The 19,074-nt window shown below is 39.4% G+C and carries 14 protein-coding genes and 1 pseudogene; 5 read left to right on the top strand and 10 right to left on the bottom strand.

Annotation, left to right across the window (positions count from 1 at the left end; translation table 11 throughout):
• Positions 1-69: 69 nt before the first annotated feature.
• From A4U55_RS04340 to A4U55_RS04330, 3 genes are read right to left on the bottom strand one after another with little or no spacing between them, the layout of a single operon-like run.
• Positions 70-1,299, bottom strand: a complete 1,230-nt coding sequence (locus tag A4U55_RS04340) for an MFS transporter (protein WP_003663294.1) — start codon at positions 1,297-1,299, stop codon at positions 70-72.
• Entirely contained in the window at positions 1,289-1,690 is a 402-nt protein-coding gene (locus A4U55_RS04335; RefSeq protein WP_003660749.1) for a carboxymuconolactone decarboxylase family protein, read from the bottom strand. Before A4U55_RS04335 ends, A4U55_RS04340 begins: the two co-directional genes overlap by 11 nt.
• A complete protein-coding gene (locus A4U55_RS04330; protein ID WP_042510238.1) occupies positions 1,674-2,681 on the bottom strand; it encodes an aKG-HExxH-type peptide beta-hydroxylase in 1,008 nt (335 codons plus the stop codon). The genes A4U55_RS04335 and A4U55_RS04330 overlap by 17 nt, the downstream gene beginning before the upstream one ends.
• Before the next feature lie 654 nt (positions 2,682-3,335).
• Between A4U55_RS04330 and A4U55_RS04325 the strand changes: the two genes are divergently transcribed.
• The gene (locus A4U55_RS04325; protein ID WP_013107765.1) at positions 3,336-4,655 is read left to right on the top strand and encodes a solute carrier family 23 protein; all 1,320 of its coding nucleotides are present in this window, start codon (positions 3,336-3,338) and stop codon (positions 4,653-4,655) included.
• A 166-nt stretch (positions 4,656-4,821) separates the two neighbouring features.
• Positions 4,822-6,321 (top strand): alanine/glycine:cation symporter family protein, encoded by a 1,500-nt coding sequence (locus tag A4U55_RS04320; protein WP_003663292.1) that lies wholly within the window; start codon positions 4,822-4,824, stop codon positions 6,319-6,321.
• Between the two features lie 160 nt (positions 6,322-6,481).
• On the opposite strand, the gene A4U55_RS04315 is transcribed toward A4U55_RS04320, so the two are convergent.
• The 6 genes from A4U55_RS04315 to ampD form a co-directional block, all read right to left on the bottom strand.
• A complete protein-coding gene (locus tag A4U55_RS04315; protein ID WP_003667753.1) occupies positions 6,482-7,009 on the bottom strand; it encodes a protein disulfide oxidoreductase in 528 nt (175 codons plus the stop codon).
• A gap of 151 nt (positions 7,010-7,160) precedes the next feature.
• Positions 7,161-7,613, bottom strand: a complete 453-nt coding sequence (locus A4U55_RS04310; protein WP_003659180.1) for a CopD family protein — start codon at positions 7,611-7,613, stop codon at positions 7,161-7,163.
• A gap of 175 nt (positions 7,614-7,788) precedes the next feature.
• Positions 7,789-8,112, bottom strand: a complete 324-nt coding sequence (fdxA, locus tag A4U55_RS04305; protein WP_003659181.1) for a ferredoxin FdxA — start codon at positions 8,110-8,112, stop codon at positions 7,789-7,791.
• Positions 8,113-8,400: 288 nt separating this feature from the next.
• Positions 8,401-8,916 carry a hypothetical protein gene (locus tag A4U55_RS04300; RefSeq protein ID WP_003660737.1) on the bottom strand — a complete coding sequence of 172 codons (516 nt, stop codon included), beginning with the start codon at positions 8,914-8,916 and terminating at the stop codon, positions 8,401-8,403.
• A gap of 196 nt (positions 8,917-9,112) precedes the next feature.
• Positions 9,113-10,663 carry a murein biosynthesis integral membrane protein MurJ gene (gene murJ / locus A4U55_RS04295; RefSeq protein ID WP_003659184.1) on the bottom strand — a complete coding sequence of 517 codons (1,551 nt, stop codon included), beginning with the start codon at positions 10,661-10,663 and terminating at the stop codon, positions 9,113-9,115.
• 176 nt (positions 10,664-10,839) lie between these two features.
• Complete coding sequence (ampD, locus tag A4U55_RS04290) at positions 10,840-11,427, bottom strand: 1,6-anhydro-N-acetylmuramyl-L-alanine amidase AmpD (RefSeq protein ID WP_063454093.1); 588 nt, start codon at positions 11,425-11,427, stop codon at positions 10,840-10,842.
• A gap of 134 nt (positions 11,428-11,561) precedes the next feature.
• Between ampD and A4U55_RS04285 the strand changes: the two are divergent.
• Together A4U55_RS04285 and A4U55_RS04280 are read left to right on the top strand one after the other, a co-directional pair.
• A pseudogene (locus A4U55_RS04285) lies at positions 11,562-13,410 on the top strand (Lnb N-terminal periplasmic domain-containing protein).
• A gap of 1 nt (position 13,411) precedes the next feature.
• A complete protein-coding gene (locus A4U55_RS04280; protein ID WP_042510241.1) occupies positions 13,412-14,260 on the top strand; it encodes a Rossmann-fold NAD(P)-binding domain-containing protein in 849 nt (282 codons plus the stop codon).
• Positions 14,261-14,344: 84 nt separating this feature from the next.
• Here the strand turns inward: A4U55_RS04280 and A4U55_RS04275 are convergent, their stop codons facing one another.
• Positions 14,345-15,802 (bottom strand): DASS family sodium-coupled anion symporter, encoded by a 1,458-nt coding sequence (locus A4U55_RS04275; RefSeq protein ID WP_197711696.1) that lies wholly within the window; start codon positions 15,800-15,802, stop codon positions 14,345-14,347.
• A 287-nt stretch (positions 15,803-16,089) separates the two neighbouring features.
• Between A4U55_RS04275 and A4U55_RS04270 the strand changes: the two genes are divergently transcribed.
• On the top strand, positions 16,090-19,017 hold the full coding sequence (locus A4U55_RS04270) for a valine--tRNA ligase (protein ID WP_063454053.1): 2,928 nt from the start codon (positions 16,090-16,092) through the stop codon (positions 19,015-19,017).
• The last annotated feature ends 57 nt before the right edge of the window (positions 19,018-19,074 follow it).

Genomic DNA, 19,074 nt, shown 5'->3' with positions numbered 1-19,074 from the left:
GAAGATGGGTTATTATAGCCTAGCTCACAACATTTATAAAGACAAAATTTACCTCAACTACCCAAATGATTATTGATAAATTTTAGGGTAGTAAGTTTTGTAATAACCCTCCAGTTTATCATTATCTACCTTATAGATATGAACAACATCTAAATTTTTATCAATCATAACAGACAACATTAATAAAAAACAAACAATCACACCATAAAAATAAATCAAAAATCCATTATTTAACACCCAAGTCGTCAAAAAAACACCAATGGGAATAAACACAATACAACACGCCAAAAAGATAAATTCAAAACTGGCACGAATATCCTTTGGGGTTGCTGTACAGCGAATATGGGTACTGTTAATATTAAACATTACCACCCCAACACCCATCATTATTAATGCCATGCAAAACAGATAAAATCCGTCCAACAAAGACAATAAAATCCCAATCGCAACCAATACAATGCTACACACCACACTTTTATGACTGCCAATTTTTTTATTGAATAATTTTAGAAAGTAAACACTACCCAATATCATTCCAATACCAAAACAACCCTCACTAATACCGATATAAAATGCAGGTAATTTAAATTTATTTGCTATATTATAGGGAATGATATAAGCAATCATTGGGGTGATGATAAAATTAGCCAGCAATGATACCAAAACCATCAATCTTTCAATGGGATTTTTAAGTAATATTTTAAAGGTATTTTTTGATTGTTTTTCTAAGTTTTCCTGCAATTTTATATTTTTTATACCATAAAACAAAATGCCACTTATAAAAGATAAAATAATACAAGCACATATAATTTGATGTGCACCAAAATAATGAATAATAAACCCAGAAATAGCGGGAGACAAGATGGTATTGATGGAATTGACAAATCCACGCACCTTAAAACCATTTGATTTATTGTTACCACCATACAAGTCATTGGTAAGGCTTGTCCCTAACGGATTTAAAAGAATGGTAAAAATAGAACTAATAACAAAAATTATACCAAAAATAAAATAATTATGAATAAATAATAATGGCAAAAAAGATAATAAGCAAATAACACAAAAACACAGTAATATCTTTTTACTATGAATGGTAAATTTTGGTTGACTGCACACCCAAGAAAACAACAACAATGCCAACACCTGACACGCCCAAGAAGTTCCAATAAAAACCCCCAAATGCTGGGGGTTTTTAAATACGGTAAGCATTAACCAAGCAAACAAAAAACCAACGGTTCTAATACTTGTATTCAGTACTGTTTCTGCAACTTGATAAACATAAAAATCCCTATGCTTCATTGTCTTTTCCTTGTAGATATTTCTTGTACACTTCATCAAGCACAACAGCAGCATTCATTGCTCTTGTAAACCCACTGAATATTGCGTTTTGTATCAATATTTCTTGAATTTCTTCTTTTGTAATACCAAGCTTATAAGCAGCTAGCCCCTGAAATGACAATTGCCTTTCTGAACTACCCATAGCAATAAGTGCTGATAATGTTGCTATATGCCGTTCTTTAATGCTCAAAACACCTCTTTGATAAATATTTCCATAAATTGAATCAATAAGCATTTCAACTAAATCTGGTGCTATTGGGTATAAATCATCGTTTAGCCTTCTTACTGCATCGTCATTAAATCTTTGCATCAATTCGATGGTTTCTTTGGATAACTTATCTGTTAATTTCATTAGGCATATCCTTTAATTCTTTGTAACAGTTCTCAATTATGGCACTTCCCAAATTCGTTAATTTTCCATTTTTGGAAATAACATCATAGCAAGCTAAAAATTGTTCCTTATTTTTATTGATATGAGAAATCAGATCATCGTAAGAATATTGAGTATTTTGTTTTTTGATAATTTGATTAAAAAATCGTGCTATTCTATACAAAACAAAAGCTGCGTGATATATACCATTCATTGTTCTTAAGCCAGTTCTAAGGGGTGATGGATAACGCTCATCATCTGAGTTAAGCACAACTTCATCATGTATCATTACAGATAACAATATTTGATGAGCAGATTCGTGTATAATCTTATCTAAGATAAACAAATCATCTTTATCAACAAAAATCTCTTCATTGAAAAAAATACAGCCTAGTTTATCAAAGTCACTTCCAGAATAAACCATTTCTTGACTATCTTTAAAGTCTACACCAAATACATATATATCATCCACTATATTGTCAATTTCCATATAAGTTTCAAAATCAATATCCTTAATAAAATTCATAAGATTATTAATTTTTAACTTATACTCATCAATTAAATTAACATTAATTGGTTTGCAGGAAAATTCATAAGCATCATCATTAATTTTATTAAACTGATTTAAGTACAGGTTGCCCACATCTCCCACACCAGAGAAAATTATTTTTTCTCTATCATAAAACGAGATAAATTTATTAAAAGAAATAAACACATCATTTATTTCATAAATATTATTTTTTGTAATTGATTTAACAAGGTGATTAATAAAGTGGAATAAGATATCTCCCAATATGGAGTGAGATTCTGCAAACTCTATATTTTTGGCTATATTTTTCTTGAAATCTTTATCTAAGATTTCATCGCAAACATCCAACAAATAATAAAAAGAATCTACAATCTTTTCATTATTTGCACCACGCAATACAATTGCCAAAGATTGGTTTGGATTATAAATATCATTAAAATTCATTCATCGTCCTTAATACTTAATCAATAAAACAAAAAGACACCAGATTTTAACCCAGTGTCTTTTTGATTGGCATTACTTCTTATCTTTAACACCAATTGTCATAATTGTTTTGCAGTTTGATTGGTTTTTAAGCCCAACAGCTTTGCTTAGGTCTAATTGCTTTAACATAATTCCTTATATAAATGAAAAAGATAAACACCATAACCTAAAATACCTCATCAGCCTATGGTTCTTTGATTCTAAGTTAAAAAAACAAGATGTTAAGAATTTTTTATAAATTAGCATAATTTTTTTATTAAACCATTGTTTTTAATATATTTTTTTCAATATTCAACCCAAAAAAAGCGGTATCGGCAAGATTTAGGGTGTTCTTGTAGTCAATGGACTCAGTCATGGCGTATCTCGCTTTTGGCTAAATTTAGTAAACTGCCTATTATAAGACAAAATTAAGAAAGTTACAAAGTATTTGGTGGGGGCGGATGGAATATTATCAAATACAAAATATAAATATAATTCCTTATCATCTCAAAAAGCAGCATAAATGTGATATTTACAATCGGCTTCATTTTTAAGAGGCTGAAAAAGTTTTGATACTTTTTATCATGCTAAGTATAGTACAATATTAACATTATTTTTGAGTGATTTGGAGTGCGTATGAGCTGGTTTCCAAAATGGCAACCTTATACAGGTGATATTAACACACAGCCTGTGGCAACGAATGAATATCTGCCAGTTGGGCAGAGTATTATGTTGGGATTGCAGCATGTCTTGGCGATGTTTGGGGCAACGGTGCTTGCACCTTTACTGATGGGATTTGATGCCAATCTTGCGATTATGATGAGCGGGATTTGTACCATTTTATTTTTTGTGATGACAGGCGGGCGTGTTCCGAGTTATTTGGGTTCAAGTTTTGCTTTTATTGGTGTGGTGGCAACAGCAACAGCACATGCCACAGGCAGCGGCGCTAATTCAAATCTATCAGTGGCGTTAGGTGGTATCATCGCTTGTGGTTTTTTGTATGCTGTCATTGGTTTTATTGTGATGGCAACAGGCACACAATGGATTGAAAAACTCATGCCACCCGTTGTGACAGGTGCGGTGGTGATGATTATCGGCTTAAACTTAGCCCCAATTACCGTCAGCGGTGTGCAAGGCAAGCCGTTTGATTTATGGATGGCATTGATGACTGTGTTATGTATGGGTATGATTGCGGTTTTTGCACATGGATTTTTACAGCGTTTGTTACTACTGATAGGTTTGGTGATGGCATATGCAATTTATGCGATAGCGACCAATATTTTGGGTTTAGGTGAGCCGATTAATTTTGCTTTAATTACTGATGCCGATTGGTTTGGATTGCCAAATTTTAGCAGCCCAACTTTTGATACCAATGCCTTGCCAATCATTGCACCAGTTGCATTTATTTTGGTGGCTGAAAATCTTGGTCATATCAAAGCGGTGGGTGCGATGACGGGAGAAAATTTAACACCGTATCTTGGCAGAGCATTTGTGGCCGATGGCGTAGCAACAGCATTATCAGCAAGTGTGGGCGGCACAGGTATGACCACTTATGGCGAAAATATTGGTGTGATGGCGGTAACTCGTGTCTATTCAACACTCATTTTTGTACTGGCAGGCATATTTGCCATGATTTTGGGATTTTCTCCCAAATTTGGTGCAATGATTCAGACCATTCCTAGCCCTGTTTTGACAGGGGCGTCCATTGTGGTATTTGGTTTGATTGCCATTGCTGGTGCTAAGATTTGGATTGATAATAAAGTTAATTTTGCCAATAATAAAAATCTTATGGTTGCTGCCATTACCATCATTTTGGGTACGGGTGATTTTGGTTTGATGGTTGGAAATTTTAATCTTGGCGGTATTGGTACAGCGACTTTTGCGGCAATCATTCTACATTGGTTTTTAAGTCTTCGAGAGTTCAATTCTTCGAGAGTTCAATTCTTCGAGAGTTAAATAATGGCAAATCATTGGTTTAAAAAAGTTTACACAAAGTAAAATTTTCGTGATTTATGAGAAAATTTGTTATATAATCCTGACATTTGCCAAGTAAGGCAAATTCAAAGCATGGTTATAAAACAACGGATGGCGTTTATGCCATCTTTTTTTGGATTGAAAAATTATGTACGATAATCCGATATCTTGTTTGGCTAAGTCTGGATTTGTTGATGGGCTGCATTGTGTCGTAACGACTGTGAGTACGCCGCTTTGGGATATGCTGATTTGGATGCTGATTGGTATTGGGCTATTTTTTACGCTATTTTCAGGTGTGGCACAATTTCGTTTATTTGGCCGTAGTATCAAATCCATGCTTGGTAGTCGCAATCAGCATGATGATGCAGGTATTTCAGGCTTTCAGGCATTTGTGACAGGGTTGGCAAGCCGTGTGGGCGTGGGCAATGTTGCAGGTGTCGCAATTGCAATTGGTATTGGCGGTGCTGGTGCGGTATTTTGGATGTGGCTGATTGCCTTGATTGGTATGTGTTCAGCATTAGCAGAGTCAAGCTTGGCACAGTTATTTAAGGTGCGTGATGCCACAACAGGTCAGTTCAGAGGTGGACCTGCGTATTATATTGAACAAGGTCTTGGTCAAAAATGGCTTGGGTGTTTGTTTGCCTTGGCATTGATTGTGTGTTTTGGTTTAGTTTATCAATCCATTCAATCTAATACCATCACACTTGCCATACAATCAGCATTAGGCTGTGTGGTAGAAGATGCCATTTGCCAAAATCAATGGCAAAGTTATAAGCACATGATTGGGGCGTTGTTGGTGATTTTGACCGCACCGATTATTTTTGGTGGCATTCGCCGTGTGGCAAAGATTGCCGAAATGGTTGTACCGATCATGGCATTGATTTATATTTTGGTGGCTCTGGCTATTATCTTGATGAACATAACCGCCATACCATCAATCATTGCACTGATTTTTGAAAAAGCATTTGTTTTTGAAGCAGCAGGTGGCGGACTCTTTGGCTCTATGGTATCTGTTGCGATGATGCAGGGCATTAAACGAGGTTTATACTCAAACGAAGCAGGTCAAGGCTCTGCACCCAATGCAGCTGCTGCTGCCAGTGTCAAACATCCGTTAGACCAAGGCATGATTCAGATGTTTGGGGTATTTGTGGATACTTTAATTGTTTGTTCATGTACCGCATTTATCATTTTATTGGCACAAATGCCTGACAATGCAGCCAATTTATCTGGTATTCAGTTGACACAAGCGGCACTTGAAAGTCATGTGGGTAGCTGGGGCCAGTATTTTTTAGCCATTATTTTATTTATTTTTGCATTCTCAACCATCATTGGTAATTATGCTTATGCTGAGTCTAATATGCAATTTTTGAAAAATAATACAAAAGTTTTGACACTGTTTCGCCTGCTGGTATTGGGATTTGTGTACTTTGGTGCGGTCGTAAAAGTTGATGTTGTTTGGGATATGGGTGATTTGACCATGGGGACAATGGCATCTATTAACTTGATTGCCATTTTATTATTATCAAGATATGTTTTTGTGCTGATTCATGATTATCAATCACAACTCAAATTAGGTGTAGCTTATCCTATTTTTAAGCTTGACAACCATCCCAAACTTAAACAAAAAGTCAAATCTGATATTTGGTAGCCCAGTTGGTTAATTTAAAATCCAGTTCTTGAGACTGGATTTTTTTTTGTGTATTATTAGAAAGTCTGCCTTTATAACACGAGTTATACTGGATGATTTATAAAAATGGATTGTTTTTGTATCAAAATTTCACCATCATTATATTTTAAGGGTGCATACTCTATATGGGTAGATAATGATGTAATACTAAGCGTAACTTTAGCATCCATAATGGTGAAATACCTGCCATGCCTTGAGTCATTTTTCCTTGATATAAAATAACAAACGATGGCGTCACTTGTCCTTGCCAGTTGGCGAATATTTGTCCATCGGTATCATTAATAGTCGTAAAATGATATTGATGTCTTTGTAAATATTGACCAAGTTGTGCGTTATCTCCTGATTTGACAGCGATACTGACGACAGAATAACCATCTTGGTGTAGTTGATTGACTTTAGGTGAGGTGATGGTGCACACATGACACCAGCTTCCCCAAAAATATACCAAGACAGGTGATTCTTGGCTGATGGCAGCAATATCAATGGGAGTACCTTGATAATCTTTTAATTGTAAATTGGGTTTAACGGGCATGATAGGCTGACGCAACCAGTTAATCAACAGATAAATGATGAGAAATAATACCAGATATTTAAATATCGCTAATGATGATTTTAATATCATGGGCAAGGTCGGTAAACGCATATTCATCATAATATTTTATCGTGATAAGCCTGACTTATTTTAAAGCATTGATTAACGATTGTGCTAACTGATCAACAAGCGACCAAAACAAAATTTGGCATGATAACGAGTTATCTGTAGCACCATCAGCCATATCTGTAACAATCATCGGCTGATATTAAAATCCTGTCCGAAATAATACCCCAGTTGTCATAAATGCCAGCCCCAATACGGTTACCAAGATAATATGTCCAGCAAATATATGGCGTAGCTTAGCATTACCCAAGTCTTTTTTTAATCTTGGAATGACGATAAGCTGAGCGGATAAAGCCGTCAGTATGGTGAATATTAGCCATGTGATTTTCATGCTAATCAGTACTGAAATTTGGTTATGATAATCAGTGAGCATGCCAAAGCTGGGCAAATATTTATGTGCCATATAAAAGCCCGTCAAGACCTGCACAATCAAAGCAGTCATGCCCAATTTTTCAAAACTATTTTCAAAGTTTAAGATGGGTTGGCTGTCCTGATGACGCACAGCCTTGGGTAATATGCACAGACACAGATATAAATGACCACCAACCCAAATACAGGCACCCAAAATATGCCAAAATAATAACCAAAAGTTCATAAATCGCCTTGATAAAATTTAATTAAATCATTGCTTATGAGTACAAATACTGATGCTGTGCGTCTTATGAGTATAAATTCTATGATGATAAAGTGCGGTATTAACACGAGATACCAGTCATATTTTTTACAAGCCATCTTTTTTATGAATTATTTTTAAATGATGGTATTGTGATTTAGCGTTCTAAATATTGAAGTTTACCCTCAACACCATCCCATTTTTCATAGTCAGGTAGGGCGTCTTTTTTCTCGGTGATGTTTGGCCAAACAGCGGATAACTCTTCATTAATTTTTAAAAATTCTTCTTGACCGCTTGGAACTTCATCTTCAGAGAAAATGGCATTGGCAGGGCATTCAGGTTCACACAAAGCACAATCAATACATTCATCAGGATTGATGACCAAAAAATTAGGACCTTCATAAAAGCAATCAACAGGACAAACTTCAACACAGTCGGTATATTTACAGCGGATACAGTTATCAGTTACAACAAAAGTCATGTTCTTACCTTAGCGATTGGCTGGGGCGGTAAATTGCTGCCCGTAGGAATAAAAAATTAAAGAATGACAAAAAAGCACAAAATGGACAGCTGTCCAAATCAAGACTATTTTAGCCTGTTTATGAGATTTTCTCAAATAAAAGTCTGATATTTATTATGCTAAAAGTGAAAAAAGATTTCCAAAATAAGCAAAAGCTCTAAGCGATTGCAAATAAATATCGCTTAGAGCTTTGATGATACGAATCATAATCATTTAGATAAACTAAAATGAATATCTTGGATATATCAATTAAGCATTAAAATCCTGTGAGCTTGTCTCTTGGCGTTGAGATTGCTTGGCAATGTTATAGCATTCTTCAATGTGATCAAAAGCAATTTTTTTAAAAATCATATAGCCTAACGATGCTGCCACCATTGAGCCACCTAATGGGATAAATTTACTGATTTGCTTACCAATAAAGCGTCCGCCAAAACCTTGAATGGTCTTATTAACGACGCCACGAGCAGCAATCAAGCCACCAACAGAGACAATGCGATCTTTGATATTTTGCTTGCGTGCTTCTTCGGTTGAGGTATCTAAATTGGCTTTATCTTTTAGACCAAAGCGTTCGGTGATTTCAGGTAACAGCTTAGTTAGCATTGCCACATCAACGGCAACATCTAAAAATGGCAAGGGAATGACGGCAGCACCTGCTGAGACTTTGGCTCGAGATTTGGCTAAAGATTGGCACTCAGAACGGATTTTTTCTAAATCTAAGGTGGGGTCAATTTGAGTGGCGACAGGCTGACTAACAGGCGTTGACATGGTTATTTTCCTTGAGTAATTTAATGCGAATGCGGTATATGCTGTCTGGCTATTTTATATATGTGTCATCTTAATCGTTACATTTTACGATAATTATAAAAAGTTACAAGTAATTTTTTTTGTGTGCTTTGTATTGCTTATGTCAATGGTACGGCAGGGTATCATGTATAATGACAGTAGAATATATAATGACAGCTCAGCCATGCTTAAGCTGACTTGGGCGAAAACCAGTGATGAGTAGTGTGATACCATAAATGATTGCCCCAAAACCGCATATGCCCAGCAAGATGGCAATTTTGAGCCAGTGATTAGCATCAATTGGATATAAGGGCAAAATGACAGATAAGCTAATCACCATGGCAATATTGGCAATCACAAATTGTCGTATCATCTTTTTCCAGTGAGTACCAAAACGATAGATACCACGGCGATGTAAAACGGCATAGAGTAGACCTGCGTTAACAAAACTTGCTGCTGTGGTTGCCAAGGCCAATCCACCATGTAAAGGCAGTTTCATTAAATAAAATAGCCCAATAAATACGACGCTAAAAATCATATTAGCAAATACTGAAATGATGCCAATTTTAACAGGCGTTTTGGTGTCTTGATTTGCAAAAAATGCAGGTGCAAAAATTTTAATGAGCATAAATCCTAAGATCCCTCCTGATAAAGACTTTAGAGCAATACCACTCATCAAGGCATCTTGGTGGGTAAATTGACCACGCACAAACAAAGCATCCATCAAAATATCTGATAAAACAAATATCGCAAGACTGGCTGGTATACCGATGACAAGAATTAAGCGGGCAGCCCAGTCTAGCGTTTGGCGAAAATTTTCATCATCTGACTTGGCACGACTTGATGATAGGCTTGGTAAAATCACCGTACCAATCGCCACACCAATGAGTCCTAATGGCAATTCACTTAAGCGTTCGGCAGCATACATCCATGATACTGAACCTGCAATCATTAATGAGGCAAATACGGTGCTTAATAATAAGTTAATCTGGGTGACGGATACCCCAAAAATGGCAGGCAGCATGAGCTTTAAAATACGCCTAACGCCTTCATCTTTAAAGCTAATACTGGGTGGAATAAGCAGTTTTTGTTGCCAAAGCTGTGGCAACTGTATGAGCAGCTGCAAAATGCCTGAAATGGCGACAGCATAACCCAATGCCATGATTGGCTTATCAAGCATTGGTGCTAATATTAATGTACCGCCAATCATACAAAGATTTAGTAATACAGGAGCAAAGGCGGGTGCTGCAAATCTTCCATAACTTTGTAAAATGCTACCAAAAAATGCCGTCATGGAGACGAATAATAAATAAGGGAAAGTCAAGCGTAACAGCTTGGCGGTAGTGTCAAACTTTTGGGGGTCATCGGCAAAACCTGGTGCGAATAAATACACCACTTGAGGTGCCAAAAAGATAACCGCCACCGTCAATACAAGTAGCACCAAGGATAATACGCCAGAGACACGAGCAATCAGCAGTTGCACCTCAGTTAAAGTGCGTGCTTCTTTGTACTCAGTTAATACAGGAACAAAGGCTTGGGAAAATGCCCCTTCGGCAAACAGGCGGCGTAAAAAATTGGGGATTTTAAAGGCAACTAAAAACGCATCCATCAACCCACCAGCACCAAAAACACTCATCAAAACCATGTCTCTGATTAAACCTAAAATACGAGAAAGCATGGTCATGGAACTGACAATGACGGTGGAGCGAAAGAGCCGAGATTTTGCCATCTTAATATAAACTTATCAAAAATGTGTTATTTTACTTGGTTTTTCACTAATTTGCTTAGTTTTCTTGGATACTTTATCAATAAAAGTGATAAAAATTTTGTAAGCTAAGATGTCAAGCGATCATGACTTGATTGATTTAATGAACTCAAAGGGTCTTGGCTGACTTGACAAGCTGCTTAAATCATCATTTGAGCGACCAAAGCACGCAGCTTTTGCCAGTCAAAATACTTACCTGGATCAGTTTTTCGGTGGGGGGCAATGTCGCTATGCCCCATTAAATGGCGGCGTGTGGCAGGATAGGCATCATAAATAGCAACAATGATTTGACCAAGAGCTTGATACTGGACAGCTTCAAAGGGTATATCATCAGCCCCTTCAAGTTCAATACCAATGGTGAAGTCGTTGCAGTTTTGACGACCCAAATAGGCAGATTGTCCCGCATGCCACGCACGATCATTAAAATTGACAAATTGCGTCACGCTGCCATTGCGTTCGATGAATAAATGTGCAGATACTTTGAGTGTATGAATGCCCTGAAAGTATACATGATCATCGGGGTTGAGCTGATTTTGAAAAAAAGCCTTTACATGATGTACGCCATCGGCATTGACTTGCCCAAACTGTGAAGGAGGTAGGCTGATATTGTGAATAACAATGCCTGTTATGAGACCTGTTTTGTCAGCAGGACGAGCGTTAAAATTGTCAGATTGGATGAATGTCGCACCCTGTAAAATTCCATGTTGTATCACAAAAGCTGAACACATAAGATAGACCGATTTGACTGATGATAAAATTATTTTAGCATAATTTATCATATCAAAAACAGTTCAAAAACAGTCAATTGCTGGGATTAAGCTGTGCTACAATAAGCCGTATTATTGAGATTTTGGAAGATAGTATGAAGCATACCACCAAATTTAGTGCCATATCTTTGGGCATCTTTATACTGCCATTTGTGATGAGTTTGCCATCTTATGCTGCCAATGTCATCACTGATACCACTCAAATCAAGCCAAACGCTGTTAGCAGACAAGATGGCTTCGTTGATACAAAAGTCGATCAGATGATAAATCCTTATGGGCTAAGTGATAAAACCTTACAAAGCATCAGCCAATCGGCAGCGTGGCGGCGACTGTTATTATTTCAAGATACGCCTGTTGAGCATGATAACAGCAGTATTGATAACCCTAAATTTTTTTTTGGCACAAAATGGGTATCACGATGCCTATGCTGAACTTATCGCCACATTATCCGCCATGCAAAGCGGTGATGGTGACGCCGTATGCCGCTTTGTTGCACGGACGCACTTTTTAACCCAAGCGTTGGCAACTCAAGATATTGATAGCGGTGTTGATGATAGGCAGTGCAGCGATTTTCATGCCTTTGCCGATACACTCAATGCCAAGCGTTTGTCGCTGATTTTTGCCGAAGAACATCCCAATAATATTGCTTCTGCTTTTGCGCATGTGCTGATGCGTGTCGATAATGGGCAAGATGAAGATAAAGCCGCCACTGCGATTAATTACACCGTACAGCCCAACAAAGCTGATGGCGTCATTGTCTCAACAGTCAAATCCGCCTCTGGAGGCTATCCGGCCGTGATGGAAATTATGCCTTATCAAAAAAAGGCAGATGACTATTTGGTCAAAGACGAACGAGATTTGTGGCAATTTAGTCTGAATTTAACACCCAAAGAAGTGACGCAGATTGTCCGTCATATTTGGGAGGTTAAAGAGATGAAGCGTCCGTATTTTTTTACGCATGATAATTGTGCGACCGAAATTGTCAGATTAATTGATGTGGTTCGCCCCGAAGGGAATATACAAGCTGATATCGGTAATATTGCCATTCCCTCACGCATTGCAGCGATTTTAAGTCAGGCGGGTATGGTGACAGACCAAAAATTTATCCCATCAAACTCAACCATTAGGCAAGCTAAGCTTAATAATGGCGAGAATTTTGATATTGCCCATCTTGCCCCAAATCGCAATAGCCCTGTACATGCAATGCCTGTGCATCGGTTTGGTTTTGGTATAGGTCTGGATACTCGGCTTAGTGATCGTGCAGTTTATGGCATTCAATTAAATGGTGCCTATCAAGATTTACTGGATAATCCTCAAGGTGTTAGGTCTTTGTTGGATTTACAAGTGATGTCAGCCAAACTGATTACTGATGGCAGTACGCTTAGGCTTGAAGACTTAACGATTTTTTCAACTCGTAGCCTAAATCCTGCCAATACTGCCAAAAATAATGCAACCGTTAAAAAAGGTGTGGGCTTGGCAATGGCATTTCATACAGGTTTGACACGAACGATTGATGCATCCAATAAAGCCAATCATCATCATTTGGTGTTGGATATGGATATAAAGGCAGGCAAATCATGGAATTTTGGGCAGGTTCGCCAAAATAGCGGCGAGCTTGCGAATACGACTTGTTATACATTGGTAGGTGGCGGTACACAGATAGGGCGGGTTAATCAAGGCTATCGTTTGAGAGCTGGTACTGATATTGGCTGCATTCATTATGCTAACGAGAATTTGCGTGGTTTAATGCAGTTATCATTGCCTTATTATTACCATTTTGATAATGCACCAAGTGACCGCTCGGGTTATTTTCAGCCTGCCTTGAGTATTGGCATACAAGCAGATATCGCACCTTATCATGCCGTGCGTCTGACTGCCCAGCGTGAAAAACTAAACAGCGATTATGCAACTCAAGCGATGTTATCAGTACAAAGGTATTTTTAAGATGGCAAATTATTTAATGATTGGTCAAGGTAATATCGGCAAGCCTTTGGCAATCAGATTGGCAAAAGCTCATACTGTCAAAACCGTGGCTAGACGCTTGCATGAATATGGCACTTTGGCTAAATATATTCATTTTTTACAAAAAGATGCCAAGACTTTGACCTTGGATGATGTCAAAGATGCCACGCACCTTGCCATCATTATCACGCCATCAAATATAGGGCGAGCGTCGGCTTTGGATTATCAAAAAAGCTATTTGGCAGTGTGTCAGCATATTGTAGATTTGGCAAATCAATCATGTGAGTGGCAGCAAAAGCTAAAGCAAGTGTTATTTGTGTCATCAACATCGGTTTATGGTCAAAACCAAGGCGAGTGGATTGATGAGACCGCGCCTGCACTACCCATAACTGATACCGCTCAGATATTAAAAGACGCCGAAGACTTGCTTTGGCAAACCTTTGGCAAGCGTGCCATTATTGTGCGTGCTGGCGGGATTTATCATAAAAATAGCATAAGACTCATTGAGCAGGCACGCCAAGCCCATTTGGTTGGTATTCCACGCCATCATTATACCAACCGCATCATGGATAGCGATTTGGTGAATTGTTTGTATCAAATTTTGGTGAGTGATTGCCCCAAGTCGTTGTACCTTGCGACAGATAATACACCTGTGACAAGTTTTGAGGTGCTTGAGTATATCGCAAAAAGTCTGAATTACCCATCTGTCACACCTATCTTTGATCCGCCAAGTGGCAAACGGATTATTGCAAACATTAATACCAATTGGCTAAGTTATCCTAATTATCAGATAGGATACGATGCTGTGATTGCACATTTGATCAGATCTTAGTCGACTATCTATACCATCTTGGTATCTAAAACGCCATTTATTTCCCATAAAAAAAGCGGATTAATATCCGCTTTTTATTTGGATTTACCAATAACCCAACACTTTCCACCATAGACCACCAATCAGGGTGAACACGATGATATTAACGACGCTCATCACAAAGCCAGCTTTCCACCATTCTGGCAAAGTGGTATAACCTGATCCAAAAATCACAGGAGAGGTGCCTGTGGCATAGTGCGTCAAAGTCATCATGATGCTTGATGCCGCCGCCATCAGCAAGGCAAAAAGCATGGGTGGCACACCCAAGGCAACACCTGCCGATAAAAACGCACCAAACATTGCGGTAATGTGCGCTGTCGTACTGGCAAACATATAGTGTGCATACATATATGCGATCAGTAATAAAAGACCTGCTGATAAGCCGCTCAAACCCAAACTTGCGATGTGTGTTTCAAGGCTGGATGAAAACCATGTAATCAATCCAAGCTTATTTAAAAATGTCGCCATCATAATCAAAGCTGCAAACCAAACGATCGTATCCCAAGCACCTTTTTCGGCAGTCACATCCTCCCAGGTCAGCACACCTGATAAGAGTAGTAAGCTTAAACCAATAAAGGCGGTAGCGGTAGCATTAATGGGGAAATTAAATAATAAATTTGGCACGCCTGCCCAACACAGTAACAAAACGGCAAAAATCGCCAACATGATGATTTCATCTCGGCTCATCGTACCCATGTCAGACAGTTTTGCTTTGGCAAATGTTACCGCATTGGGTGTATTTTTAATTTTGGGTGGAGAGACAAAGTACAGCACCAACGGCATCAAGGCAAATGCCACCAAACCTGGAATTAACATTGCCCACGCCCATTGACTCCAGCTTAAGCGAAACTCACTGCCCAAAGTTTCGGCGATGAGATTCACCACCAATGGGTTTGGTGCTGTTGCGGTGATGAACATTGCTGAGCTGATGGGGTTACTATGATAATTAACCAAAGCAAGGTATTTACCGATCGTATCTTGAGTGTTTTTACTTGGTGATGAGTCAAAACTGTCAGCAATTGCCCGCATAATCGGATGCATGATTGCACCACCACGAGCGGTATTACTGGGCGTAACAGGCGCTAAAATCAGCTCACTAAAAGCCAAGCTGTAGCCAACACCCAAGGTTTTTTTACCAAAGATGGCAATGAATATATAACCAATACGCGCACCCAAACCCGTCTTCAGCAAACCACGAGAAATCATGATAGACACCCCAATCAGCCAAATCAGTGGATTGGCAAAGCTTGATAATGCATCTTTCATGGCATCATTAGCACTGCCACCATCGGCGACTGTAATACCTGTAACAGCGACCAAAGTGATTGCCAAGATTGATAAGGCACCAATGGGCATTGCTTTACCAATAATTGCAGCAATCACGCCAACAAATAACGCAAGCAAATTCCAAGCTTGGTCAGTCACACCCTCAGGTGTTGGAATTAAAAGAATCGTCACCGAAAGGGCAATGGCGATGACTAATGGCATGGGTTTAAAGCCGATTTTCACAGACATTTTTATACCTATTTATTTGTAGAAGTGAATATAAAACCACAGTACAGGTGTTTTAATTATTTTTTGAGTGATTTAAAATTATTTTAATTTTATTATACGATAATAATAGTTTAATAAAAAGTCATAAATTAAAATGATATCAGTTAAACCATTGGGTAAATAAATACCATCCATCTGATAAATTCTCCCATGAAAATCCCCACAAACTGGCGAATTTACGGTAAAATAGTTGATTAAATGTCATTTTTTATTATAAATCATCAGAGAGTTATCCCATGAGCATAGATAATTTATCAACCAATTATAATCCAGTAAATATTGAACAAAAATGGTACAAGATTTGGGAACAACAAGGCTATTTTAAACCCCAACCAAACCCCGCCATGAGCGACAAACAAAACGCTTTCTCTATTGCCTTGCCGCCGCCCAATGTCACAGGTTCGCTCCATATGGGGCATGGCTTTAACAACACCATCATGGACACATTAACCCGCTATCATCGCATGATGGGTCATAACACGCTTTGGCAGCCCGGTACCGACCACGCAGGCATCGCCACACAGATGGTGGTGGAGCGTCAGCTTGGGTTACAAGGCATCAGCCGTCATGATTTGGGGCGGGAGAAGTTCATTGACAAGATTTGGGCGTGGAAAGAGCAGTCAGGTAACACCATCACTCGCCAAATTCGCCGTTTGGGGTCGTCCGTGGACTGGTCTCGTGAACGCTTTACCATGGACGACGGTCTGTCGCAGGCGGTCAAAGAGGTGTTTGTGTGGCTTTATGATGAGGGCTTGATTTATCGTGGCAAACGCTTGGTAAACTGGGACCCAAAACTACACACCGCCCTTTCTGACTTAGAAGTAGAAAGCGTAGAAGAGCAAGGCAGTTTGTGGCATTTTAGATATCATTTTGCCGACCAAAGTTTGACAACCCAAGACGGTAAAAATTATCTGGTGGTGGCAACCACACGCCCTGAAACCTTGCTTGGCGACAGTGCGGTGGCGGTACACCCTGATGATGAGCGTTATGCCCATTTGATTGGTAAAACCATCGTCCTGCCCATTAGCGGGCGTGAAGTGCCTATCGTGGCGGACGATTATGTAGAAAAAGATTTTGGTACAGGGTGCGTCAAAATCACGCCAGCCCATGACTTTAACGACCATGAGCTTGGTAAACGCCACGAATTACCGCTCATTAATATTTTTGATGAAGATGCGTGCATAAAAGCTGAATTTGACTTGATTGCCAAAGTGGGAGAGCCGATTTCTAACCACATCACCGCCCCTGCCGACTATGCAGGGCTTGAGCGTTTTGCCGCTCGTAAAAAACTCATAGAACAAGCCCAAAACGAAAACTGGCTTGAAAAAATTGAACCTTATACCCTAAAAGCCCCCCGTGGCGACCGCTCCGGTACAGTCATTGAACCACTTTTGACCGACCAATGGTATGTGGCGATTGAAACCCTTGCCAAACCAGCGATTGAAGCGGTGCAAAATGGCGACATTCAATTCGTGCCACAACAATACACCAACATGTACATGGCATGGATGCGTGATATCCAAGACTGGTGCATCAGCCGTCAGCTGTGGTGGGGGCATCGTATCCCTGCATGGTATGATGACAATGGCAATGTGTATGTGGGGCGTGATGAAAGCGAAGTGCGTGCCAAATACAGCTTAGCCGATACCCCCCTTCGCCAAGATGATGATGTGCTAGATACTTGGTTTAGCTCGGCTCTGTGGACATTTAGCACGCTTGACTGGACAGGTCAGACCAGCTTTGATGATTATGGCGATGCCCTACAAACCTTTCACCCAACAAGCGTACTGGTAACAGGATTTGACATCATTTTCTTTTGGGTTGCTCGCATGATTATGATGACCATGCACTTTATCAAAGACAAAGATGGCAAGCCCCAAGTCCCCTTTAAGACCGTTTATGTGCATGGTCTGGTCAGAGACAGCCAAGGGCAAAAAATGAGCAAATCCAAAGGCAATGTGCTTGACCCCATTGACTTAATTGATGGCATTGATTTGGAAAATCTGGTCAACAAACGCACCCAAGGGTTGATGAACCCAAAAGAGGCGGACAACATCGCCAAACAAACCCGCCAAGAATTCCCTGACGGTATCCCAGCCTTTGGCACAGATGCCCTGCGATTTACCTACGCATCACTTGCCAGCACAGGGCGAGACATTAACTTTGACTTAAAACGCATTGAAGGATATCGTAATTTTTGTAATAAAATTTGGAATGCCACTCGCTTTGTACTCATGAACTGCATTGACAAAGATGGCCGTCCCCAAAACATTGATAAATCCGCCAACCCTAAGCTTTGGCAGTTGCCTGAACACTGGATCATCAGCCGCCTAAACGCCACCATCAATGACATTCACGAGCATATAAGCCAGTACCGTTTTGACTTGATGAGCCAAGCCATTTATGAATTTATTTGGAATGAATACTGCGATTGGTATGTGGAGTTTGCCAAATCCAGCTTAAACGCATCAGGACAAGACAGCACAGTCAGCGATGAGCGAAAAGCTCAAATCCGTTATGTGCTACTCTTTGTGCTTGAAATGGCAATGAAAATGACCCACCCCATCATGCCCTATCTCACCGAAGAGATTTGGCAAACCATCACACCACTGCTGGGCAAAACAGGTAAAAGCATCATGCTAAGCACCTACCCTAAATATGATGACAGCAAAATCAACGAACAAGCCGAAAGCGACATGGCATGGCTACAAAGCCTTATCGGTGCGGTGCGAAACATTCGTGGCGAGATGAAACTGGGCAATGCCGTGCGTCTGCCTGTGCTAATTCAAGGGGTAAGCGATGAACAAAAAGCAAGCCTTGTACGCATTGACAATCAATTTAAAACCCTTGCCAAAGTAGACAGCCTAACGATTGTCAAAACTGGCGAAGAGGTGCCATTATCATCATCTGGCATGGTTGGACAAATGAAAGTGCTTGTCCCCATGAAAGGCTTGATTGACCCGACCGCTGAACTAAACCGCCTAAATAAAGTGCGTGATAAACTGCAAACCCAAGCAGATGCCATTAACAAAAAGCTGTCCAATGACAACTTTATCGCCAAAGCCCCCGCTCAGGTGGTAGAAGCAGAACGAGCCAAACTCTCTGAGTTACAAGGGCAGTTAGCAGAAGTGGAGAAGCAGGTGGGGGCGTTGGGGAATTTGTGATCCTAACAACAGCAAATGGATCATCTTTTGGTCTATGTGCTTAACTTATTATGATAA

Source organism: Moraxella catarrhalis (genome assembly GCF_001632285.1).
GTDB lineage: Bacteria > Pseudomonadota > Gammaproteobacteria > Pseudomonadales > Moraxellaceae > Moraxella > Moraxella catarrhalis.
This window is presented reverse-complemented; position numbering and strand designations above follow the sequence as displayed.